At 43.1% G+C, this 21219-nt stretch carries 29 protein-coding genes; 15 read left to right on the top strand and 14 right to left on the bottom strand.

Annotated features, from left to right (window positions below):
• Positions 1-79 precede the first annotated feature (79 nt).
• Positions 80-3385 (top strand): carbamoyl-phosphate synthase large subunit, encoded by a 3306-nt coding sequence (carB, locus tag LAY41_RS02770; RefSeq protein WP_249093799.1) that lies wholly within the window; start codon positions 80-82, stop codon positions 3383-3385.
• 115 nt (positions 3386-3500) lie between these two features.
• On the opposite strand, the gene LAY41_RS02765 is transcribed toward carB, so the two are convergent.
• On the bottom strand, positions 3501-3863 hold the full coding sequence (locus LAY41_RS02765; RefSeq protein ID WP_249093796.1) for a DUF5615 family PIN-like protein: 363 nt from the start codon (positions 3861-3863) through the stop codon (positions 3501-3503).
• Positions 3860-4090, bottom strand: a complete 231-nt coding sequence (locus LAY41_RS02760; RefSeq protein ID WP_249093794.1) for a DUF433 domain-containing protein — start codon at positions 4088-4090, stop codon at positions 3860-3862. The genes LAY41_RS02765 and LAY41_RS02760 overlap by 4 nt, the downstream gene beginning before the upstream one ends.
• 240 nt (positions 4091-4330) lie before the next feature.
• Between LAY41_RS02760 and LAY41_RS02755 the strand changes: the two genes are divergently transcribed.
• Both LAY41_RS02755 and LAY41_RS02750 read left to right on the top strand, forming a co-directional pair.
• Positions 4331-5092, top strand: a complete 762-nt coding sequence (locus LAY41_RS02755; RefSeq protein ID WP_338022918.1) for a hypothetical protein — start codon at positions 4331-4333, stop codon at positions 5090-5092.
• Between the two features lie 277 nt (positions 5093-5369).
• Positions 5370-5855, top strand: a complete 486-nt coding sequence (locus LAY41_RS02750; RefSeq protein ID WP_249093792.1) for a DUF29 domain-containing protein — start codon at positions 5370-5372, stop codon at positions 5853-5855.
• Positions 5856-5924: 69 nt separating this feature from the next.
• Here LAY41_RS02750 and LAY41_RS02745 read toward each other — a convergent pair whose 3' ends face one another.
• Entirely contained in the window at positions 5925-6503 is a 579-nt protein-coding gene (locus tag LAY41_RS02745; protein ID WP_249093790.1) for a Uma2 family endonuclease, read from the bottom strand.
• Positions 6504-6736: 233 nt separating this feature from the next.
• On the opposite strand from LAY41_RS02745, the gene LAY41_RS02740 reads away from it, so the two are divergent.
• Positions 6737-7351: a hypothetical protein gene (locus tag LAY41_RS02740; RefSeq protein ID WP_249093788.1), complete on the top strand. Its 615-nt coding sequence runs from the start codon at positions 6737-6739 to the stop codon at positions 7349-7351.
• A 101-nt stretch (positions 7352-7452) separates the two neighbouring features.
• On the opposite strand, the gene glmS is transcribed toward LAY41_RS02740, so the two are convergent.
• Entirely contained in the window at positions 7453-9351 is a 1899-nt protein-coding gene (gene glmS / locus LAY41_RS02735) for a glutamine--fructose-6-phosphate transaminase (isomerizing) (protein ID WP_249093786.1), read from the bottom strand.
• Positions 9352-9840: 489 nt separating this feature from the next.
• Between glmS and LAY41_RS02730 the strand changes: the two genes are divergently transcribed.
• The 7 genes from LAY41_RS02730 (at position 9841) to LAY41_RS02700 (ending at position 13277) form a co-directional block, all read left to right on the top strand.
• Positions 9841-10425, top strand: a complete 585-nt coding sequence (locus tag LAY41_RS02730; RefSeq protein WP_249093784.1) for a PAP/fibrillin family protein — start codon at positions 9841-9843, stop codon at positions 10423-10425.
• Positions 10426-10896: 471 nt separating this feature from the next.
• On the top strand, positions 10897-11679 hold the full coding sequence (locus LAY41_RS02725) for a PD-(D/E)XK nuclease family protein (protein WP_249093781.1): 783 nt from the start codon (positions 10897-10899) through the stop codon (positions 11677-11679).
• A gap of 97 nt (positions 11680-11776) precedes the next feature.
• Entirely contained in the window at positions 11777-11983 is a 207-nt protein-coding gene (locus tag LAY41_RS02720) for a DUF6888 family protein (RefSeq protein ID WP_420840298.1), read from the top strand.
• Complete coding sequence (locus LAY41_RS02715; RefSeq protein ID WP_249093777.1) at positions 11980-12192, top strand: DUF6887 family protein; 213 nt, start codon at positions 11980-11982, stop codon at positions 12190-12192. The genes LAY41_RS02720 and LAY41_RS02715 overlap by 4 nt, the downstream gene beginning before the upstream one ends.
• Before the next feature lie 325 nt (positions 12193-12517).
• Entirely contained in the window at positions 12518-12826 is a 309-nt protein-coding gene (locus tag LAY41_RS02710) for a hypothetical protein (protein WP_249093775.1), read from the top strand.
• Positions 12823-13053, top strand: a complete 231-nt coding sequence (locus tag LAY41_RS02705; RefSeq protein WP_249093773.1) for a hypothetical protein — start codon at positions 12823-12825, stop codon at positions 13051-13053. Before LAY41_RS02710 ends, LAY41_RS02705 begins: the two co-directional genes overlap by 4 nt.
• A gap of 8 nt (positions 13054-13061) precedes the next feature.
• Positions 13062-13277, top strand: a complete 216-nt coding sequence (locus tag LAY41_RS02700) for a hypothetical protein (RefSeq protein WP_249093772.1) — start codon at positions 13062-13064, stop codon at positions 13275-13277.
• A 75-nt stretch (positions 13278-13352) separates the two neighbouring features.
• Here the strand turns inward: LAY41_RS02700 and LAY41_RS02695 are convergent, their stop codons facing one another.
• Entirely contained in the window at positions 13353-13868 is a 516-nt protein-coding gene (locus LAY41_RS02695) for a helix-turn-helix transcriptional regulator (RefSeq protein WP_249093770.1), read from the bottom strand.
• A gap of 130 nt (positions 13869-13998) precedes the next feature.
• On the opposite strand from LAY41_RS02695, the gene LAY41_RS02690 reads away from it, so the two are divergent.
• Together LAY41_RS02690 and LAY41_RS02685 are read left to right on the top strand one after the other, a co-directional pair.
• Complete coding sequence (locus tag LAY41_RS02690) at positions 13999-14214, top strand: hypothetical protein (RefSeq protein ID WP_249093767.1); 216 nt, start codon at positions 13999-14001, stop codon at positions 14212-14214.
• Positions 14215-14373: 159 nt separating this feature from the next.
• The gene (locus tag LAY41_RS02685; RefSeq protein WP_249093765.1) at positions 14374-16779 is read left to right on the top strand and encodes a dynamin family protein; all 2406 of its coding nucleotides are present in this window, start codon (positions 14374-14376) and stop codon (positions 16777-16779) included.
• A gap of 51 nt (positions 16780-16830) precedes the next feature.
• Here the strand turns inward: LAY41_RS02685 and LAY41_RS02680 are convergent, their stop codons facing one another.
• From LAY41_RS02680 to LAY41_RS02665, 4 genes are all read right to left on the bottom strand, one after another.
• A complete protein-coding gene (locus LAY41_RS02680) occupies positions 16831-17166 on the bottom strand; it encodes a XisI protein (RefSeq protein ID WP_249093762.1) in 336 nt (111 codons plus the stop codon).
• Positions 17154-17573: a XisH family protein gene (locus LAY41_RS02675; protein ID WP_249093760.1), complete on the bottom strand. Its 420-nt coding sequence runs from the start codon at positions 17571-17573 to the stop codon at positions 17154-17156. The genes LAY41_RS02680 and LAY41_RS02675 overlap by 13 nt, the downstream gene beginning before the upstream one ends.
• Before the next feature lie 223 nt (positions 17574-17796).
• On the bottom strand, positions 17797-18060 hold the full coding sequence (locus LAY41_RS02670) for a DUF4926 domain-containing protein (RefSeq protein ID WP_249093757.1): 264 nt from the start codon (positions 18058-18060) through the stop codon (positions 17797-17799).
• The gene (locus LAY41_RS02665) at positions 18057-18389 is read right to left on the bottom strand and encodes a DUF6883 domain-containing protein (RefSeq protein ID WP_249093755.1); all 333 of its coding nucleotides are present in this window, start codon (positions 18387-18389) and stop codon (positions 18057-18059) included. The genes LAY41_RS02670 and LAY41_RS02665 overlap by 4 nt, the downstream gene beginning before the upstream one ends.
• Positions 18390-18560: 171 nt before the next feature.
• Here LAY41_RS02665 and LAY41_RS02660 point away from each other — a divergent pair, with 171 nt between their 5' ends.
• Both LAY41_RS02660 and LAY41_RS02655 read left to right on the top strand, forming a co-directional pair.
• The gene (locus tag LAY41_RS02660; RefSeq protein WP_249093753.1) at positions 18561-18785 is read left to right on the top strand and encodes a DUF433 domain-containing protein; all 225 of its coding nucleotides are present in this window, start codon (positions 18561-18563) and stop codon (positions 18783-18785) included.
• On the top strand, positions 18785-19153 hold the full coding sequence (locus LAY41_RS02655; RefSeq protein ID WP_249093751.1) for a DUF5615 family PIN-like protein: 369 nt from the start codon (positions 18785-18787) through the stop codon (positions 19151-19153). Before LAY41_RS02660 ends, LAY41_RS02655 begins: the two co-directional genes overlap by 1 nt.
• 127 nt (positions 19154-19280) lie before the next feature.
• Here the strand turns inward: LAY41_RS02655 and LAY41_RS02650 are convergent, their stop codons facing one another.
• The 5 genes from LAY41_RS02650 to LAY41_RS02630 all read right to left on the bottom strand — a co-directional run bounded on the left by LAY41_RS02650 (position 19281) and on the right by LAY41_RS02630 (position 21160).
• On the bottom strand, positions 19281-19448 hold the full coding sequence (locus LAY41_RS02650; protein ID WP_249093750.1) for a hypothetical protein: 168 nt from the start codon (positions 19446-19448) through the stop codon (positions 19281-19283).
• Positions 19449-19701: 253 nt separating this feature from the next.
• Positions 19702-20103: a helix-turn-helix domain-containing protein gene (locus LAY41_RS02645; protein ID WP_249093748.1), complete on the bottom strand. Its 402-nt coding sequence runs from the start codon at positions 20101-20103 to the stop codon at positions 19702-19704.
• Positions 20087-20386, bottom strand: coding sequence for a type II toxin-antitoxin system HigB family toxin (locus tag LAY41_RS02640; RefSeq protein ID WP_249093746.1), 300 nt, complete (start codon positions 20384-20386; stop codon positions 20087-20089). Before LAY41_RS02640 ends, LAY41_RS02645 begins: the two co-directional genes overlap by 17 nt.
• Positions 20387-20568: 182 nt before the next feature.
• Positions 20569-20826, bottom strand: coding sequence for a hypothetical protein (locus LAY41_RS02635; protein WP_249093744.1), 258 nt, complete (start codon positions 20824-20826; stop codon positions 20569-20571).
• 88 nt (positions 20827-20914) lie between these two features.
• The gene (locus LAY41_RS02630) at positions 20915-21160 is read right to left on the bottom strand and encodes a hypothetical protein (RefSeq protein WP_249093742.1); all 246 of its coding nucleotides are present in this window, start codon (positions 21158-21160) and stop codon (positions 20915-20917) included.
• Positions 21161-21219: the final 59 nt, after the last annotated feature.

Below are 21219 nucleotides of genomic sequence, written 5' to 3'. Positions count from 1 at the left end.
AGTGTAACAACCGCTTCTACTTGGAGGAAACCCCTTAAAATGGGTTGGATTTGCACACCCTTACTCCAAAGCAATCATTATGCCTCGTCGTAACGACCTCCACAAAATCCTGCTGTTGGGTTCTGGCCCAATTGTAATCGGCCAAGCCTGCGAATTCGACTATTCGGGCACTCAGGCTTGCAAAGCACTACGCAGTGAAGGCTACGAGGTGGTCTTGGTTAACTCCAACCCAGCCACCATTATGACCGATCCAGAAACGGCAGATCGCACCTATATTGAGCCGCTGACGCCTGAAATGGTGGAAAAAGTGATTGCCAAAGAGCGTCCCGACGCCCTGCTGCCGACGATGGGCGGGCAAACGGCGCTAAATTTAGCTGTAGCCTTATCAAAAAATGGCGTCTTGGAACGGTACGGCGTCGAATTGATTGGAGCTAAACTGGAAGCGATCGAAAAAGCAGAAGACCGAAAGCTCTTTAAAGAAGCGATGGAAAAAATTGGGGTAGGTGTCTGTCCCTCTGGCATCGCCTCCAATGTAAACGAAGCTAAGACGATCGGTCACCAAATTGGCAGCTATCCCCTAATTATTCGACCAGCTTTTACGATGGGAGGGTCGGGTGGTGGGATCGCCTACAACCAAGAAGAATTTGAAGAAATGGCCCAGGTAGGCATAGATGCCAGTCCGGTTTCCCAAATTTTGATCGAACAGTCGCTTCTAGGCTGGAAAGAATATGAATTAGAGGTGATGCGAGATCTAGCAGATAACGTAGTGATTATCTGTTCGATCGAAAACCTAGACCCGATGGGCATCCACACGGGCGACTCGATCACGGTAGCACCAGCACAAACGCTGACCGACAAGGAATACCAACGGCTGCGGGATGCCTCCATCAAGATTATCCGCGAAATTGGCGTAGAAACTGGCGGATCTAATATCCAGTTTGCCGTCAATCCGGTGAACGGCGACATGATTGTCATTGAAATGAACCCCCGTGTATCTCGTTCATCGGCATTAGCTTCCAAGGCTACTGGGTTCCCCATTGCCAAATTTGCGGCTAAATTGGCGGTGGGTTACACGCTGGATGAAATTAATAATGATATTACGAAAAAGACTCCGGCATCGTTTGAACCGACGATTGACTATGTGGTAACGAAAATCCCCCGCTTTGCGTTTGAAAAGTTTCCGGGAACGCCAGCGATACTGACAACGCAAATGAAATCGGTGGGAGAAGCAATGGCGATCGGACGGACGTTCTGCGAATCGTTCCAGAAGGCGTTGCGAAGTTTAGAAACGGGTCGCGCCGGTTGGGGTTGCGACAAAACGGAAAAATTGGCTTCTTTGGAACAAATCCGCGCCCAGTTGCGGACGCCGAATCCCGAACGGATTTTCACTGTGCGTCACGCGATGCAGATGGGAATGTCGGTAGAAGATATTTATGAACTAACGGGAATTGACCCTTGGTTTTTAGATAAGATGAAGGAATTGCTGGAAACCGAGAAATTCCTGAAACGCACTCCTTTGGAACAACTGAAAAAAGAGGAGTTGTTTGCGATCAAGCAACAGGGATATAGCGATCGCCAAATTGCCTTTGCCACCAAAACCAAAGAAGACGATGTGCGGGAGTATCGCAAGCGCTTGGGCGTTCTGCCTATTTACAAAACTGTAGATACTTGTGCGGCGGAATTTGAGGCGTTTACTCCTTATCACTATTCCACTTATGAAATGGGTTGTGGGGAAGATGCTGAAAATTCAGTATCTCTCAATTACCCGTTGCAAGGGGAATCGGAAGTGCTACCATCCGATAAACAAAAGGTGATGATTTTGGGTGGTGGGCCGAATCGCATCGGGCAAGGGATTGAGTTTGACTATTGCTGCTGTCACGCTGCCTACGCTTTGCGGGGTGCAGGATTTGAGACGATCATGGTTAATTCTAATCCAGAGACGGTTTCGACGGATTACGATACGAGCGATCGCCTCTATTTTGAACCCCTCACCAAGGAAGATGTTCTCAATATCATCGAAACGGAAAAACCAGTCGGAATTATTATCCAGTTTGGCGGTCAAACGCCACTGAAATTGGCACTTCCACTGCAAGAAGCACTCCTCAATCATCCAGAACTCGGTACGAAAATTTGGGGAACATCTCCCGATTCGATCGACATTGCGGAAGACCGAGAACGGTTTGATGAAATTGTCCAAAAACTGCATTTGCTGACGGCTGAAAATGGAATTGCTCGTTCTGAACAGGAAGCGCTGACTATTGCACGGCGAATTGGTTATCCGGTAGTGGTTCGTCCCAGCTACGTTTTGGGCGGACGCGCAATGGAAATCGTCTACTCGGATAAGGATTTGGATCGTTACATGACGATGGCGGTGCAGGTTGAACCGGAAAAACCTGTGCTAATTGATAAGTTCTTGGAAAATGCGGTTGAAGTGGATGTGGATGCGATCGCCGATAGCACTGGAAATGTTGTGATTGGCGGTATCATGGAACACATCGAACAAGCGGGAATTCACTCAGGTGATTCTGCTTGCACCCTGCCAACAACTTCTCTATCTCCGGCAATTCTGCAAACAATTCGCGAGCAAACAATCCGGTTAGCAAAAGCCCTCAATGTCATTGGTTTGATGAATATTCAGTATGCCGTCGTAGGGGCTTATGGCTATGCACCGCAGGTTTACATTTTAGAGGCAAATCCCAGGGCGTCGCGCACGGTGCCGTTCGTATCGAAGGCAATTGGCAAGCCGTTGGCGAAGCTGGCTTCTTTGATTATGTCAGGTAAAACCTTGGAGGAGTTGGGTTTGACTAAGGAAATTATACCCAATCACATTGCGGTGAAAGAAGCGGTATTGCCCTTTGATAAATTCCCCGGTACGGATACTATACTTGGCCCAGAAATGCGATCGACTGGGGAAGTGATGGGCATTGATACGGATTTCGGCAAGGCGTTTACCAAAGCAGAATTGGCGGCGGGAGTGCGGTTGCCATTATCGGGAACGGTGTTTGTATCGATGAGCGATCGCGATAAAATAGCGATAGTTCCAGCAGTAAAAGAACTGATGGAATTAGGCTTTGATATTGTCGCCACCGATGGCACTCGTCGCGTCCTCCAAGAAAATGGCTTGAAAAAGATCGGTTTGGTGCTGAAGGTACACGAAGGGCGTCCTCATATTGTAGACGCGATTAAAAATCAGAAAATTCAGCTAGTTCTCAACACTCCTTCTGGGGAAGAAGCAGCAACCGATGCGCGTTTGTTGCGGCGTACTGCCTTAGCTTACAAAGTGCCGGTGATTACCACGATCGCCGGGGCCAAAGCTAGTGCTGCTGCGATCGCACGTTTGCAATCCTCACCCCTGGATGTAAAAGCGATTCAAGACTATTTCTAGGGTAGTGGAGAATGGGTAATTTCAGATTGCAAATTGAATAATTTCAGATTTATTAAATTTGAAATCTCAAATCTAAAATTTGAAATTACCCATTACCCATTTACCATATTAAGATCTAAATGGGTAGTTTTCGTACTCGATAGCGATTATTTTCTACTGTCACAATTGCCCCAGTTGCCAAATCCTCACGACACTCTGAAATAACTGACAGCAGTCTGGCACTAACAAATGCTGGAACAGTATTTTTCACTCTAAAAATAACTACACTTGGCGCAACATCAGCACTCACAGCCAACAAATCGCCAAAGTCTAGGTCAAATGTTAAAACAATCCTATCCTCTTGTCTCGCCTTTTCCAAAATATCTGGATCTGGTAACCGTTGTAAGCGTTCTTCCCGCAGGTGAACAGCATCATATCCCAATTGGCGGAGTGTCTGCACAACAGTCATAGAAATACCCATATCTGCCAGAAATTTCACACTGTACTCCCGCTAAATGGACGAACTTCTTCACTTGCCAAGAATGCCGCATACTGAAGGCAGGCACTGATATCTTCCGCTTCCAAATCGGGATACTCCTTGATAATTTCCTCTACACTCATTCTATTTGCTACCAAACTGATTACCAAAGAAACGGTAATCCGCATTCCGCGAATGCAAGCGCGTCCTCCCATAATTTGCGGATCGAACGTAATGCGATCGAACATGACTGCCTCCTAATAACGTCTCTAACTTTCTCAATTATATCGCTTGGTAATCTCCAACTTTTGGAGGGTGCGTTACACTGCGCTTAATCCTTTCTGGCTGAAAGAATATCTATAAAAGCCGCAGAGGGGCAGAGGGGCAGAGGGGAAAAAGAATGATAGATAATCTTCTGGCCCAAAGGGAGTAATCCAACCTACTAATTTAGTAAGGAGTTGCCTAATACTCGGTCAAAACGTTTTTTAGTGAATAAAAGTAACAATTATGAAAGTTTTCTTGACAATATATTAGCCGATTGGTATTTATTTTGTCATGGGGTACTAATTTTCCCAGCGAAAAAGAGCAAAGAAAATCTGCCATTAGCCTGTAGTCCTCTGGAGGCAAAGATGTCATATAGTCAATTCACAAACCTAGAAATGATTGAAACCAACTTTGGCATAACTATTGCTGACAGAGTTGGCATTTTTGCAAATATACCAGAATCTGAATATAGCGATCTTCTCAGTCAAACTCTGCAAGAAAATATTTCTTTAGCTTTAGCTATTAATACCGAAAAAGCTCGCTCAGAATTAATTGTTACGCCTCTTTTAGTAGAACTTAGAAAACAGTTTCAGTATCAGATAAGCTTTTTTTCAGGAAAAGAATTTAATGTAGATTTAGAAAAAGGATTGAATGGGTTTTGTGACTTTCTGATTAGTCGCTCCCCCGAACAACTGCTCATTAAAGCTCCGGTTGTCGCCTTAGTAGAAGCTAAAAATGATAATATTCAAGCTGGACTCCCACAATGTATGGCAGAAATGATTGCCGCCCAACTCTTTAATGAAAGAAGAAATAATAATATTACCGAAATATATGGGGTTGTCACCACAGGGACAAACTGGAAATTTTTACGCCTTACTAATCAACTTATGGAAGTCGATTTAAATGATTATTTTATTGATAATATCAGTAAAATAGTTGGGATATTAAAGTATTTAATGACCCCAGTTAACTTGAATAGCAAATAATTAATGTCTTTGACTCCACTCATGTTAAACCCCAAAAAGTGTCCGCTCTTGTCTGTTACAGCGTGACCAAATATAAAAATTTGGAAGAACCTCCCGCTTTTTTTGAAGACGTTTTAAACGAAGATTTGTTTTTCGATCTGACCTAATACCAAATCCTTGCTATAATTAGAAGTGATTAATAATAGGCGATGGGCTAAGAATAAAAACTTATGATATCTGCTACTGTAATTTCTCTTCCTTTAACGGAATTTGTCGAGAAACTGGTTTAGGGGGTTTTATGACTACTCACTTAGAAAAAGCAACTGTTGAAAATCTGGAACTTTACGAACAGGATTACTATTTGTGGATGATAACAACCGCTAATTTACTGCGTGAGCGCCGTTTTGAAGAAATTAATTTTGAACATCTAATTGAAGAAATAGAAGAGATGGGGAAAGATAAGCGGCGCGAGTTAAAAAGCAGGTTGGTAGTGCTACTCATGCACATTCTCAAATATCAATATCAAATAGAAAAGCGCTCCTCAAGTTGGGTAAGTACGATTTTGGAGCAGTACGACCAAATTGAATATCTGCTAGAAGACAGTCCCAGTCTCAAGCCTTACTATCTGGAAATATTTAAGCAGTGCTACTCCAAAGCAATTCGCAATGCCAGTGCTGAAACCAAATTATCTGTTAATGCTTTTCCCAATGAGTCTCCCTTTTCCCCTGAAGATGTGATTAATTCTGATTTCATTTTTTCTCTAGTTAACGAGGATGAGATTTAGGTGAACGGGAGCATCCCATTTTTGCAAATATCTTTTGGCGGAAAGCAGAAGTTATATTATATCATTATTTTAAGACTCTGATGAATCAAATACCACATCTTCATAGAAAAGTTCGATCGCACAACGAAAATCAACGCTAGTTAGATGAATTTCTTCTCCCTCTGTATAAGTATAAAGTTCCCAAACTCCTCTATCATTTAGTCGGAAACATTCAACTGTAATTTGTTCCGCATTAATAAGGACGTATTCTCTGAGGGTTGAGATGCGGCGATATTGTTGAAATTTTTTACCCCGGTCGAAACTTTCTGTACTCGGAGAAAGAACTTCAGCAATTAAACAGGGGTGATAAATGACTTTGCGGGCGTTTCTGTCCACTTCATCGCAAGTGACCACCACATCAGGGTAGTGAAAGGGGCCATCTTCAGCTACACCCACTTTGGCATCTGCCATATAAACCCGACAAGAACCGCCTCGGAGATAATTTTTGAAGGCAGTAGTCAGGTTGACAGCTATGGCATTGTGGGGAAGCGTCCCCCCAGTCATGGCAAAAACTTCGCCGTTGATGTATTCGTATTTAATCGGTTGTTGTTCTTCCCAGTCTAGATATTCCTGGGGACTCATGTATTTAGGTTCGGGACTAGCTACCATAGTAGACCTCCTCATGCAGTTGGACAAATTCACAGATGCGATCGCATATCCTCTCGCATAAATTTTACAACTTTATTAGCCCTTTTTTACAGCATAAAAAATCTTATTTTAAACTTCTAATGATTATTATTATCATAGTATAATTGATATTGTCTTGAAGAGTGTGGAAATTTTATGGAAATTACTCTTCAACCAAAACTCGAACAGTCGAGCGAGCGAACGGAGTCTATCTGATGTCCTACAGCGAATTTACTTTAGCCAAAGCCAAACAAGAGTTCGGCTTGACCACGTTAGAGAAGCGCGATATTTTCGCTGCTGTGCCTGAATTAGCAGCCAGTAATTTACTCCTAGAAAGTCTCAACTATCAGCTGTCGATCGCTTTAGGCAGTAATAGTGAAAAAGCGCGCTCTGAACTAATTATAGCGCCAATTTTAGTTGATCTACGTCGCCAATTACAGGAGCAGATTAATTTATTTTCGGGTGTAGATTTTACTGTTGATGATACCAAAGGATTAAACGGTATTTGCGATTTTATTATTACTAAATCACCAGAAATTCTCATTGTGACAGCGCCAGTAATTACAGTTGTAGAAGCTAAAAAAGAGAATATTAATGCTGGTTTTGGTCAGTGTGCAGCAGAAATGGTAGCAGCCCAAATTTTTAACGAGCGATCGGCATCTGAGATTAAAACAATTTACGGTGCAGTGACGACTGGCAGTATTTGGCAATTCCTCAAACTAGAACGACAAACATTGAGCATTGATTTGAGCGAATATTATCTCAAAGATGTGAATAAAATTCTCGGTATTTTAGCTAGTGGCATCTCTCAAGGAAATCATACTGAGTGAACATTTTTGTAGGGACACGGCATAATTAAAACTTTGGATGACCGACATTATTTTATGATGCCGTGTCCAAATCAGCATAATTGACAAGGGAAGAACCGTAACTATTCCACCGTCACCGATTTAGCCAAATTTCTCGGTTGATCCACATCCAAACCGCGACGTGCCGCAATGTGATAAGCTAATAATTGCAGCGGAATTACAGTGACAATGGGGGAAAGAATTTCATCCACTTTTGGCACAGGCAAGATATCATCAAATATTTCACTTGCCTCCGCGTCATTCATTGCTGTTACACCAATCAAGCGGGAATCGCGGGCTTTCGCTTCTTGGGCATTTGAGAGAACTTTCTCATAATTAACGCCACCCGGCATTGCGATCGCAACCACTGGTACTTTAGCATCCAACAGCGCGATCGGGCCGTGCTTCATTTCCCCAGCTGGATAACCCTCAGCATGAATGTAGCTAATTTCCTTCAGCTTCAGCGCCCCTTCTAAAGCAATTGGGTAATTAATTCCCCGTCCGATAAAGATGAAATCTTTAGTTTCAGCAAAACTGTGGGCTAACTCTTCAATATACCGCTCCTGGACTTCTAAAATCATTTCAATTTCTGCCGGAAGCAGTCGCAAACCTTGGATAATTTGCTCCAGAGAATTAGGAGACAAAGTTTGACGGCGATAAGCCAAATCGATCGCCAAACAGTAAAATGCTACTAACTGAGCGACAAATGTTTTAGTCGCCGCCACCCCAATTTCAATCCCAGCATGAGTATCGATGATGTAGGATACTAATGAAGCGAGAGAACTTTCAGGGCGGTTAGTAATACCCAACAATCGCGGTTGAAACTCAGGTGCTTGAGTAATGCGACGCTGTTTTTCCATTGTCAAAGCAGCCAAAGTATCCGCTGTTTCCCCAGATTGAGTAACGCCAATTGTCAGGGTATTCGGCGTTAGCGGCGGCGGTGCGTAGCGAAACTCAGAAGCATACTGTACTATGGTAGGAATTCCCGCTAGTTGTTCTAGCAGGTACTTACCGACTAAACTGGCGTGCCAGCTAGTACCGCAGGCGACTATTTGAATTTGTTCTAAATCTGCATACATTTCTGCTGGTAAGTGCAGATTCACCGGCGTCTTCTTGTCAGTTGGGTTCCAATCGCTGTTGATATATGCTTCCAAACAAGTCCGCACGACCCCTGGTTGCTCGTAGATTTCTTTGAGCATGAAATGTCGAAATCCCTGTTTTTCTACCAGGATGGGGTTCCAGTTGAGGGTACGGGGGGTTTTTTTGAGCCTGTCGCCCGCAAAGTTATAAACCTCAACTCCCAGGGGTGTCAGCCGTGCCATTTCCCCATTTTCCAGTGTTAGCACCGTGCGAGTATAGGGTACGATCGCCGGAGTATCCGAAGCGCAGAAAAACTCTCCCGAACCAAATCCAATTGACAAAGGAGCCTGCTGTCTGGCTACGATCAATTCGTCAGGATAATCTGCACTGATGACTGCGATCGCAAATGCCCCCTTCAGTTTGCTCACCGCTTGTCGCACCGCCTCCAAGAAGGGAACAGGGGTGACAGGGGAAGTAGAAGGCAAAAGAGATAAAAATTCAGCTATCAGGTGGGGAATCACCTCTGTATCCGTATCGGAGCGGAATTTGTGCCCTCTACTTTTTAGTTCCTCCCGCAACTCGCGATAGTTTTCAATAATGCCATTTTGCACCACCGCCACACGCATGGCCGTATCCATATGTGGATGTGCATTATACTCTTCTGGCTTACCGTGGGTAGCCCAGCGAGTGTGTCCGATGCCAATTTGGGCTGGATTTTCATCCCCAGCTAGTTTTTCGCGCAGGTTTTGAAGCTTACCCTTCGCCCGAACGCAATGTATTTTACCTTCCCAAACTGTGGCAATACCAGCAGAATCATAGCCACGGTATTCCAGTTTTTCTAACCCTGCCAACAAAATTTCGCTAGCTGCTTGGGTGCCGATATAGCCAACGATTCCGCACATTTAGCCACAACTCCTTTGCTCATATCGCTCTAGTCAAAGTACCATAGGGTGTACTGCTACGGCATTGCCTGGAGTAGGGCGTACTGAGTAACTAGCACGGAGTATTAACAGAGACTTTGAATTCCAACCAAGAATCGCCACTCGTTACTCAGCACTCGTTACCCAGGACTATATGACCTACTTGCTAAAACCTACTGGGCTATCCGGATAACCGCCCAAGGACTAGCTCCAGACCTTGTTCAGTATTATATCGCTGGCGAGTGAAGCTTGTCCCGATCGCAGCTTTTGGGTCGCCTGCGCCCCGATCCCCATCTTGTACGTCATGCCCCCCTACCCCCCCAAGGCAAGGGATAAGAAGACTTTTCTCCCCCCTTGCCTTGGGGGGCATATAAGCTTGTGCGTAAGTCCTGACAAAGCTATTCGACTGTAGTGTTAGATCGGGCTTTAAACAAGTATGCTTAGTGGTGGGGAGTTGAGAAGAGGTTTGTTATGATTGGCAAAGCGTCACTGCTAGAGGCGATCGCAGGTAAGAATCGCGGTCTGCTGGCTACTCTTGCTGACAAACAAGCAATACTTGCGCTTGTCTCGCAACTGGAAGACCGCAACCCCACGCCCCGACCAACCGAAGCGGGTGACTTACTGGATGGCGATTGGCGACTGCTTTACACTAGCAGTAGCTCTATTTTAGGCATTGACCAGGTGCCATTGCTCAAACTCGGTCAAATTTATCAGTGCATCCGGGTGAAGGATGCCAAAGTCTACAATATTGCTGAAATTTATGGATTGCCCTATCTGGAAGGCTTACTGAGCGTTGTCGCCCGGTTTGAGGTTGTTTCCGAACGTCGGGTTAACGTGATATTTGAGCGATCGATTAACGGTTTGCAACGTGCGATCGGTTATCAATCCCCAGACGACCATATCCGGCAGATTGAGTCAGGCAAAAAGTTTGTCGCCCTTGACTTTCCCATTGAAAATCGCGACCAAAAAGGCTGGCTAGATATCAGCTATCTGGATGAGGATTTACGAATTGCGCGAGGCAATGAAGGCAACGTCTTCGTCTTAACTAAAGTATGATTTAATCAATCGAGCTATGGGTTATAAAAAAGGGTCTTTCGGGATCATTATCCTAATATTCCATAAATGAACATTTTTGTAGGGACACGGCATCATAAATATGTCGGTCATACAAAAGATTTAATTATGCCGTGTCCAAATCAGCAATATGAACATTTTGGTAGGGACACGGCATCATAAATATGTCGGTTATACACAAGATTTAATTACGCCGTGTCCAAATCAGCATATTTGACACGAAAAAACCCGAAATATCGACCTTTAAAACCAAAGAAACCCGGTTTCTCATCCCAATACCTTCGCCAATTTTTTGTAGGTTGGGCCCTTGTGAAGCGAAACCCAACGCATTTGTTGGGTTTCGTGCCTCAACCCAACCTACGAATCAAGGCATTTTTCGATTTGGCGAAGGTATTGTCATCCCCGACGCAAATACTGAATCGGTGTTCTAGCCCCTAGCCCCTAGCCCTAGTTATGCGAATATCCCAAAGGCACTTAAACCTACTTGGAACTTGTCCGCGAAAGTTTCAACATACCTACATCGATCAGCTGGGTTTGCTAACAACTCCAGAACAACAAGAGCGGATAAATTGGGGCAGTGATTTTCACTTGTTGATGCAGCAGCGAGAACTGGGTTTGCCAATAGAACCTCTCGTGCAAGAAGATGCCCAAATGCAGCGTTGGCTGACCGCTTTAGTGGGTGCAGCACCAGAAATTTTGACACCCAATCCCAGTAGCCAAACTTTCCGCGAAAGCGAACATGGCCGCATTTTGCCTTTTCAGGATTATGTGCTGACTGTTATCTATGACTTGTTGATTGCTGACGATATAAAAGCTCAAATCCTAGACTGGAAAACTTACCCTTTACCTAAAAATAAGCGATGGCTAGAAGAAGACTGGCAAACTCGTTTGTATCTTTATGTTTTGGCTGAAACGAGCGATTATTCGCCAGAACAAATTTCGATGACTTACTGGTTTGTGCAGTCTCAACCTGAGCCTAAAAGTTTTAAATTTGCCTACAATGCTGGAAAGCACGAACAAACGCGACGGGATTTAACTCGACAGTTAAATCATCTGACTGATTGGCTGGAAAGTTATGAGAGGGGAGAAGAATTTCCGCAAGTTGTAGAAGGTTCTCGTGAGTGCGATTATTGTCAATTTTCGGTGAGGTGCGATCGCACTTTAGAAGCTAGCGAACCCGCTAACACCGAAGAGTTGATTCCAAATCTTGCTAATATTCAGGAAGTTTCGCTTTGAAATAACAGCGTGCGATAAAGATGGGCGATCGAGTCGGCAAACTGCTATACAGAAACAAGTTTATTGTCCATAAGGTAAGAGCTATAATGTAGTATGGATAATAATATGCTTTAGAGGAGGGCTTATTCTTCCAACAGCAGAACAAGGAATAATGTGTATCGTTCTCTGTCAATATTTGACAAATTTTTACCGTTCTGTTGATTTATTGCGTTTTGATGAGCGCGACGGCACAGTATACATCTTTGGCGGAGAAGAACTGCAAATCAAACTTTATCGCGATGGAACCTGGGAGTTTTTGCTATGAAACCGGATTTTGAGACTATGAGCAAGGCCGAATTAAGAGCCTATGTACTCGCTAACAGGAGTGATAATGAAGCTTTCTACAAACTTGTCGATTGTTTGAAAGCTGATAATAAAGACGCAGTTAGGTATCCATTTGTTAAAACTGCTGAGGATTTGGCAAAGATGGAAGAGATAATTCGCGATCGTATTATAAAATTGGACGAATCATAGCTTTTTTAGGTTGGGAGGATGAGAGATGCGATCGCCCGAAAGTGCGTAATACTAGGTGCGATCGCACTTTAGAAGCTAGCGAACCCGCTAACACCGAAGAGTTGATTCCAAATCTCGCTAATATTCAGGAAGTTTCACTTTGACAGGACTTACGCAAAAACCAAGGTTTTGCCCCCCCTTGCCCCTTGCCCCCTCCCCCCAAATCTGGGGGCCTCCCTTCTCATTCCCCCCAGATTTGGGGGGCTAGGGGGGAGAAAAGCGTAAGTCTTAATTTAACATAAAAGAGTGCGATAATGATTTTAGATAAGGGAGGGGATTAGTCAAAATGGCAAGTGAACGAGTAGCGGATATGACGGTTGAAGAACTCAAAGCGATAATTGCTGAGGTAGTCAATCAGCAAATAGGTGAGTGGATGAATTATTTGAATAACAGCGCTTTGATTTCCCCTGGCTATTATATGCTTCCCAAAAGAACGGAAGAGGAACAACATCAGAGGAATCAAGCTTTGCTGGAATGGCATCGGAAGTGGGTAGAAGAGGGAGACGAAGAAGAGCAGCGAGAGACGTTTGAATATCTGCAAAAAGCATTAGATGAAGATCGTCTTTCAAATCGACCACTGTTTCCAAAACAATGATAGTCTTACTGGATTCTGGACCCTTGGGAATATTGACGAATCCCAAGCCGTCACCGTTGACTCTGGAGTGCGGACTCTGGCTGGAATCTTTGTGGTCAAAAGACTACAGAGTGATTTTGCCGGAAATAGCAGACTATGAGGTACGGCGCGAGTTGCTACGGGCAAATAAATCTGCGGGTATTAGACGGCTTAATGAATTCAAAGTAAAGTTGGAATATTTGCCCTGACAACACCAATGATGCTGAAAGCTGCTGAATTTTGGGCGACTGCACGACGAACGGGAATGCCAACAGCCGATCCCAAAGCTCTTGATGGGGATGTAATTTTGGCGGCTCAAGCTACGGTAATTGCAGTGAATGATGCGGTGATAGTTGCTACAACTAATGTGGGGCATTTATCGCGATTTGTGGATGCGCGTGAGTGGCGAGATATTGATGAGGACTTACGCTAATTTATGGAGCAATTCAGACAAGCAGCAACACAGAAGCAATCTTGAGTGGGGAGGTCGATCGCACCTTTTCTTTCATCAGTTAATAGTGCGATCGCCATCTGCCATATCTTCCCTTCTTTGAGATTCTGAATCTGATGGAAGCGATACTCGAATGTTGATATCAAAGGTTCCTGTATTTTGATCGAAATTTATATTGACTATCTTTACTGATGGATCTGTAGTAAAAGAACTACTGAATTTAGATTTAACAGATGACTTAGTTTTGCTTTTATATCCCGCATCTTCCAGCAAGTTATTGATATTTCTCCAATTTCCTACCTTTTCATTAGGTGCATCTCCCATTCTTTTAAAGTATTGGTATAAAGTTTTGCACACATAAACCTCAACACCCTTCGGACTCTGCAAGAGTTGGCGGGCCATCTCAGCCGGACTGCAACCGCACAGTAAGCCGCGTAGATAGAGCTTTTCCCGCTCAGTGAGTCCCTTTCTAGCGCGAGGAGCATATTTCTGCTTAGCTTCCGCCAAATCTCGGTACAGCCTTTCTAAATCCCAGTGATTTGCCGCCTCGGCAAACATCTCGTCTATAGACATGGCAAGGGTTTTGGGTAAGTTGATAGTGTGATGCTAACTAAAAATTATAGCGTTTGTTAGTCGCTTGATAGTTGTAGCTAGTTTAACATCGGTATATAGTTAGGTTTTAACCTTTACAAGAGGTATTCCAATGGCTAAACCTGAAGAAGTAGCGAAAGCCGCAGGTGCGGCGGCGGCTGGTGCTGGTGTTGGTGCAGGTGTGGTAGCTGTTACGGGTTTGACAGCGGTTGGTGCATTAGGCGGAGGTGCTGGTATTGGTGCTGCGGCTGGCCCCGTTGGTGCAGCCGTAGGTGCGTTGGCAGGTTTGGCATTTTATGGGATTACCAAGGCTCTTTCTGACGACTAAACCTTGACTAGCGTCGGGAATGATACCGTTAGTAAATTAATAAGGTGTAGGGGCACGGCAAAAACAGCCTTATTACTCGATCAAATTATCTAAATCAATGCCGTGTCCCTACCTCAGCTGATTAGACTTAGCCCGTCCATTAACAAAAAAGTGCAATCTATGTCTTCTCAAGAGTTTCAAGCAGCATACAGCAGCATCTACAACACAGGCACTCGCCTATTACAATATTTGAGAGAATACCGAGACGGACTCCACGCTCAGGGAGATGACGCGCAAGGACTGCAAAGCATTGAAAATGAAATAAACGAAGCGTTAGATGCTTTGCAAAACCAGAAATATCAAGTAGCCGTCATAGCAGCGATGAAAGCTGGCAAAAGTACATTTTTGAATTCTGTAATTGGTGCGGACGTTCTGGCGAGTGAAACAGCAGCTTGTACCATCTGCCGTACAGATGTTCGACATATTAAATCAGGAGAAACTCCTAAACTTCTAGAGTATCGAGAAGGATCGAGAAAACCAGTCATTCTTGTTGAGGGTGACGCAGGTGAAATTCAGCAAAAATTCCTGCTGCGTACCCGTGAAATTAGAGAAACAGGTAATCCTAACAACACTACACGCTTTGAGATAGAGCATCCTATTGAAGCAATTAGTCAACTCTCTTCTCTAACAGGTTTTACCCTGGTTGATACTCCTGGGCCGAATGAGTGGGAATCTACGAACTTTAACATAAATGCGCTGAAGCAGACAGCGCTAGAAGCACTCCGAACCTGCAATGCAATTCTGTTTATTTTAAACTACGCTTCCTACAAAGATAATGCTGTTTCGGATTTGTTTAAAGATGTTGTCGAAAATCGTAAAGATTTTATAGCAGAGAACACAGGTAAAATTTACTTTATCCTGAATAAAATTGACCAAAAGACAGAAAAAGACAGAGAAATTGCTGAGGTAATCAAAGATTTAGAAAGAGAGTTGGCTAGCTTTGGCTTTGTCAATCCAGTTATCTACGCTGCTAGTTCTAGGCAAGGACTTTTAGCAAAACTTATTCAGCAAGGAAAAGCTACAGAAAGCCAAATCAAAGACTTTAAAAAATTCTTTAGTGCTAGGTATGCCACTGAAGATGAAGAAGGAAACCAGATTATTCCAGCCCCTAAAAAGATTGCAGTGCAAGCACTAGCAGATAGCGGTATTCCTACTATTCAGGAAACAGTCATTCAAAGAATTACTCAAAATTCCGGCTGGAATTTATTGAGTGAGGTTGTGGCAGAAATTGATAAAGCTGGTAAAGCAACTGAAGACACTCTGAATACACAAATAAAAGGTTGGCAAATGGGGATTGAATCCCTCAAAGAAAAAGTAGAAGAATACAGGAGGCGCTCTCAGAATGCGAGGAGTAGAGTTGAATTAGTAAAAAAAGCAGTAGAGCAAGAAAAGCAAATATTAATTCAAGGATTTAGCCAAGGCATTAACGAATTTGCCGATAATGCTAAAGATAAGATAGCTAGTGAGATTGATAAGATTGCCGAGTCTCGTTCAGCCAAATCTCCAAAGCCAAAAAAAACTCAACTGATTCGTAAAGTACCCGCACCAAAATCTGACAATAGCATTAGGGGCCTCGGAGAAATAGTGGGACACATTGGAGAAGCACTATTAGGATTTATTCCTGTTTTTGGTCAGGGATTAGGCAAAGTATTCAAATTAAGCACATCTTTATTGGATAACTTGAGTGAATCTGTGCCTGAGACTTTCAATAGCTCAGTCTCTGAACACGGTGTTAACATTGAAAAGTTCGATCCATACATTATTCGTTGTAAGACTCAAACTGAAGCTCAAAAAATAATAAAAACTATTAATGAGTTTTGTGCGCCACATATTGAGAGTTGGTGGATAGATACTCAAGATGAGCTTGTCAGAGATGGTACAAGTATCCGGGAGAAGTTAGCACATAAGATTCAAGAAGATATTCAAAAAATATCTGATGAATTGTCGAATTATCTGGGCGATGCTTTACAAGTAGAACTGAACATTAACCCGATTCAGTTTCCCAGTTTTGAATTTGCTGGAATCGATCCAGCTATCAAACATCAAGTGGAGGTATTTACCAGAACCGAAACGAGAACTGAATATCAAACAGAAACTCGTTCCAAAAAATCCAAGAGTCTTTGTAAGGGAAGCAAAACTTATGAGGTACAAGTTCCTATTGAAAGAACAGTAGAAGTTCAAGATCGGCGTACCTTTTATCAAGTTAACTTGCAACAAACGGTAGAGCAAGTTCACCAAAAAATAGATAGCAATGTATCAGGAACCTTAGTGCTGCTAGAGAGAGTGATCGAACAACAAGTCTCAGCAGACTTTAGAAGTGCAGAACGGCAAATCAATGATTACATTCAAAGGTTTCAAAATGACTTCGATCGCGTTTTGAAGGAACGGAAAACGAATGAAGCTGAAGCACCAGAAATTCTGGCAAAGCTTGAGGCTCAAAAAATCAAACTGAATGAATATCTCACTGAATTGACTTCAATTCGTCAATCTCTCGATAGTTGGAAGCCATTACGGATAGTTAAGTAAAGTTAGAGAAAGTGCGATCGCCATCTCTTCCTCCATTCCAAAAGCGATCGCCTACGCTACTCCAAAACCCGTATACTCTCGGACATAGCGAGGTTGAAGCCCGAACACGATATCTTCTTTGGGAATTCCCATTTGTACTAATTCTTCAGCTATACTTTTGTCGGTTTGATTGCGCTGAATCCAGATTTTCCCATCTTTGATATCTAAGTGGATGAAGCAGTTATAAACGCGGTGATGTTCATTCCATCCCAAATCGATAATTAGATAGCGATCGCGTTCTTTATCAAAAACTACTTCCACTTCTATTTCACCATTAACAGGCGGTGACTTACCATATTCTAGTAGCAACTTTTCAATGCACTGACGATAATGCTCTAGTTTATCCATAGGGCGATCTCCTCCTTAACTGGATCGTATACAATTATCTTTACTTGGTGTTTTTTTACTGAAGCTTTAGGTAATTCTCGCTGAAAAAAAGACTCATAAGCAGCACTTGGAACTGCTAAATATAAAATCCGCTCTGGCTCAATTTCTTCTAATACTAAACGGTAATTCAAAAATTGTCCCAAGGCAGTGTGAAAATCAGCCAGTGCGGAATCATTCAAAAAACTCTTAATTTCCACTGCAATTTTTTCTTCCCCTCTTTCTGCTCCCAATATTCTTTCAGCGCCTAAGTCAATCTCAACTCGCTCATCTACTGCATACTCAAGCCTCAGCGGGTCGTGAGTAACTAGCCACTTCTCTTTTTCAAGCCCCTGCTTCACTGCATTATGGAATTTATCCTTAGCTGCCATTGACTTATATTCCAGACCTAATTCAATAATAGTAAACGATCTCCTTCTCCACCTATTGTATTCATAATAAGCGCTCTAGTGCAGCTAGCACCAGCAAAGCGGATCGCTTTCGCGATGCGTAGCATTATCGCATTCTCATCCCCCAATCCCAAGTGCGATCGCATTCTCATCCCCCAATCCCAAGTGCGATCGCTTTTATTTAACTTTTATTCACCTCACATTTCTAAGCAACTGCAAGTTCATAGTGCAGAACTAAAATTTCATCTGCTTTCAAAATAGCCATAGCATATTCAATCCCTTGACTATCAGCAAACTCCACTAAATACTGACATTCCTTTCCCGTCTCATACACTTCAACAATAGTTCCCACAAGTCCTACTGGTAAACTAGAAATAGATGCGTATTCTGGTTCCACTAGCGTTAATCGCGTATTTGAAACAGGCTTGAGAATAGCAACAGAATCCAAAAGTTTACGGTGTTTTATCATAGTTTAATAAAAGCTGAAATCAAACGAGGATTAGAATTAGTTGAAGTAATTTCCCAGATTGTCCGAAGCTCAATCCCTGCTGTATCGGGTACAGTCCAATCAACTTTAAACTGTTGCCCAAAATCAGTAATATCTTGTTGGATAACTTCACCTTCAATGGCTGCTTTTTGAATAAGCTCTCGCAAAACCTCTGCATTATTAGCCGTGATTCCCAAAACCGATGCAAAGACTCTCGCTTTGTGCTTTCCACTAGAATGCTCTTGATTTAAGCAGTAGCCGACGAGCTTTTGCAGAGAAATTTCAGGCTGATTGCCATTGGGTAGTTTCATTATAACTCCTCCTCACCTCCTAATTAGTCTCAATTTTTCTTGTAATCGCCCTTACTCTTACCACAAGTGCGATCGCGATCCGTAGCATTATAGCTCTTTTTTACCCCAATCCCAAGCGCGATCGCCATTCCTAAGTTAATATATAAGTTGTCGGCTCGGAAAAGACAAGTTATGCCCGTAAACTGGAGAGAACATATCATTAGTACCCCAGACGTACTGCGAGGTAAACCAAGAATCAAAGGAACAAGAATTCCCGTAAGTCTGATTTTAGGTTATTTAGCATCAGGGAATACCGTCGAGCAAATTATTCAAGAGTTTCCCGATCTAGTCAAAGAACAGATATATGCTTGTCTTGATTATGCTCGCGATTTGTCATATTTTGAAACAGTTGCCTAATGAGTTTACGATTTTTCATCGATCAATGCGTTCCTAACTCTATTATCCAAACTCTTCATGATGCTGGTCATGAAGTTTTAGTTTTAGGAGACTACATACCCATTGAATCTCCCGACATTGCTGTCATTGCCAAAGCACAGGAACTCCATGCAATACTTGTTTCCCTCAATGGAGATTTCGCTGATATTGTGACTTATCCACCAAGCGCATATCAGGGAATTATTTCTATTCAACTTAGAAATCACCCGGAAATTATTGCTCAGTTGATGGCAAGGCTAACAGAATACTTATCATTACACGATAGTGGGGAGTATTACCGAGGTAAATTACTAATTGTAGAGGTTTACAGAATTCGCGTTCGAGAGTAACAATCCCAAGCGCGATCGCACTTTCCTCCCCCCATCCCAAAAGCTCTCGCACTCACTCTCCCCACAAGTGCGATCGCGACAGCGATGCGTAGCATTATCGCTCATGCTTTTCCAATCATACTACCCGCTATGGACGGCCTACCCCTTCTTTAGCTTCACGCCGCGATCGCCACTTCTGCGCGATCGCCGTTGACATTTCATCCAATTTTCTAAACGTATCTTCACCCTCTTTTACAAGGGAGGCAATTTCTTCTAATTTTGCCAGTTGCTTTTCAGTCAATGATGGTTGCGTCATAATCCCAACTCTTCCAATTGATTGATAATTCGTCTTACCCTCATTTTAGCTTCCAATATTACCCCCAGCAATGCTGCTAAATCTTCCCCAGCTTCCTGAATTTCTGCCTCTGTAGTGCCAGCAGGTGAAATATCCTCAACAGTACTCTGGATGCGACCTCTATAGTTACTGACTTTCCTTGTTTTTCTGGTTCAGACTTGAGTTTATCAATGCGATCGCTCTTCGTGCCGTAGGCATATCGCCCCCCACCCCATTATACAAACAAACTCGCGTCAACTCCGAAAAAAGCTCCCAAAGCGATCGCCTCCTCCTGACTAATCTTCCGTTTCCCTTCAACTATCTCCGCTACGACATCACCATCGCCCAAAATCTTTACTAAATCCTTCGATTCAACACCCTGCTGCTCCATCAAAAACAATAACATTGAATGGGAATTCGATGCGTTTCCCGGTTCATAGAAGTCCTGCTCAAACTTCTCAATCAAAGTCACCAGTAGTTCATAAAGCTCATTTTCTTCTGGAGTTCGGTTATAACGGTGCATCAACTCCTCAACAATCGCCAAAGCCTTGTCATTTTCTTCTTCAGTCCTAATTAACTTAGGCTGATACTTAACCAGCAACTCACTATACTTATCTCCATTAAAAGTAAGAGTCATTTTTCCATGTCTCCCGATCGTATTCAGGGTGAGTAAAAACATATTTTATATAAATCAATTGCCGATCGTAATCAATACTAACAATCAAGCGATATTTATTTCCTTTAATATTAAAAACTGTAAAATTTCCCACTGCTTCTGCTGAGGGAAAAACAGACTGAACCTCAACCAAATTAGACCAATCTGCTTTTTGTGCAACTTTATACCAGTTGTCCAGAGCTTCTTGACAATCACTATGCGCCTTACCATATTTTCGCAAATGTCGGTAACTAATGACGTGCATAAGTGAGAGCAGGAAAACAACTGGTTAAAGTATAGCAATTTGCGAGCGATCGCATAACGGTGAGGTATCGCTGACAACAATCATAACCAACCTCGATCGCGTAAATGCTGAATATCTTGTTCAAACTCTTCCACATCATAGTGAACGCAAATCCCGCGACTAGCAAGAAAAGCTTATGCTTATCAAGGGTCATAGCTACCTTGGTAAGTGCTGTAGATGCGGTAGCCAGTGAATACTAAAGCAATGCCAATTGGACTGTGAATTATCCCCGGATAGCTGTCTTCTGGTAAGCTACCCCCAATCCGAATTTTGATGCCACCTAGCCAAATGTAGATCCCTGGAATTAAAGTATCTAAACTGTAGGCGATCGCTCGCATTTTAAGATCGGCGGGATTAATCGGTTTTAAAGACTGCGGCTTTTCAGGTTTGGAAATGGACATGGCACTGATTCCCGTGCAGTATGGTTCAAAAGCGGTCTTATTGATTACACTTTAACATAACCTAATTTTCACTTTTCAATTGTTAAGCTTATTTTACTATTTCGTCGCGATCGCCTCCAATCAAGCTTTTACCCGTTACAAACTCATAGCAATACGACAGGAATGTGCGATCGGAAATTCTCAAAATCTTTATCAGTGGTGAAAATACTGTAGCCGCGACGATGAGCAACGGCACATAGCAGAAAATCAGTATTTGAACCCTGAACGCCATTACTGCGACAGGTATAGCAACCGCCAAGGCGATTAGGGCAGTAGGGGCGAAGCATTCGGGCATATAATTTATTGGTTAAAACCGAGGATTTACTACCCGAATGCTTCGCCCCTAGCCCCTAG

This window comes from Argonema galeatum A003/A1 (genome assembly GCF_023333595.1).
Taxonomy (GTDB): Bacteria; Cyanobacteriota; Cyanobacteriia; order Cyanobacteriales; family Aerosakkonemataceae; genus Argonema; species Argonema galeatum.
The sequence above is the reverse complement of the archived record's forward strand: the minus strand, read 5'-3'. Positions and strand labels throughout refer to the sequence as shown.